General features: G+C 57.4%; 1 protein-coding gene and 1 pseudogene. Both read right to left on the bottom strand.

The window, feature by feature from the left end:
• Nucleotides 1-91 (bottom strand): annotated as a pseudogene (locus ARC78_RS16655) (transposase); the annotation flags it as partial.
• Nucleotides 92-164: 73 nt separating this feature from the next.
• The coding region (locus ARC78_RS12110; protein ID WP_206742678.1) for an SDR family NAD(P)-dependent oxidoreductase at nucleotides 165-1,263 on the bottom strand (1,099 nt) is incomplete at its 5' end.

Here is a 1,263-nt window from a genome sequence, read left to right as displayed (position 1 = left end):
GCGTCTTGAGCTGATACCGCACCCTACCCTGCGGTGAGATCGACAGCCGCTGCTCGCTGATCGCCGGGCGCGTGATGTAGCGGCAGCAACGGGGCGCCAAAGCGCCCCGTTTCACATTTGCCCCTCCACACAATGGGAGAAGCTCACTAACTATCCGCCGATGCTCAGCATGCGGTATACCCGCCGTCGACAACCAGTTTCTGACCGGTCATAAAGGAAGACTCGTCGGACATCAGGAACACCGCCGGCTTGGCGATTTCGGCCGGAACACCCATACGGCCACCAAATTTCCCACGCGGGACAATATCTGCATCCTTCACCGGATCGTTGCACAATGGGTGCAGCGCCGCCAGCTGGGTGAAGTCAAAGGCATCCGTTTCCAAGGATTTCTCATGCGACAACTTCTCTTTGTCAGTCGTGACAGCGGCCTGGAATAGCGGCGTCATAATATATCCCGGATTCACGGTGTTCACTCGGATTCCGTATTCCGCGAACTGCAGCGCGAGGGCCTTCGACAGGCCGACAACGCCGTGTTTCCCCATCGTATACTGGACCAGATTGAAGCGTTCAATCAGCACCTCGCCCGTCTCCGTGTTCACCACCTTCGGGCGACCGGCGACGCCGTGGATGCTCGATACCAGCACGATCGAGCCCTTGGTCCCGTGCTTCATCATCAGCCGCGAGCCGTAGAGCGCGGTATTGAACACTCCGTCCTCGTTGACGCTCTGGATGAATTTTTTCGACTTCAGAACCTCCTCGGGATCCTTATCGAAATCCTCAGCCGTCGCCACGCCGGCATTGGCCATGATGGCATCCACCCGACCATAGGTCTTCTCAGTGATCTCGAAAAGTTTCTCAACATCCTTCGGATCAGTCACGTCGGTATGCACATAGAGCGCATGCCCCTCACCATATTCCTCGTTCAGGCTCTTGGCGAATGCCTCGCCCTGCTCATCGTTGATGTCGGAAATGACAACCCCATCGGCCCCTTCGGCCAAGGCTTCGCGAACCGTTGCCGAGCCAATGGAATCGAACCCGGGGATGACCGAAACCGACCCCGTCACTACGACAATCTTGCCAGCTAGCTTACCCATCTCGAATACTCCTTTGGTTGAGATATTAGTGAATACATGCTGCGGTAGGGCCACCTTGGGGTATAGGAAGTTCAACCGCCCTTTTTGGCGAGTCTGGCGGGTAGGCGGCGGTCGCGCAAGCGCCGCTTTGGGCACAGATCGGGGGTTCATGCGTGGGTTTTCGACATAG

The sequence above is a fragment of the Stenotrophomonas pictorum JCM 9942 genome (assembly GCF_001431585.1).
In the GTDB taxonomy this organism is placed as follows: Bacteria; Pseudomonadota; Gammaproteobacteria; order Xanthomonadales; family Xanthomonadaceae; genus Stenotrophomonas; species Stenotrophomonas pictorum.
The sequence above is the reverse complement of the archived record's forward strand: the minus strand, read 5'-3'. Positions and strand labels throughout refer to the sequence as shown.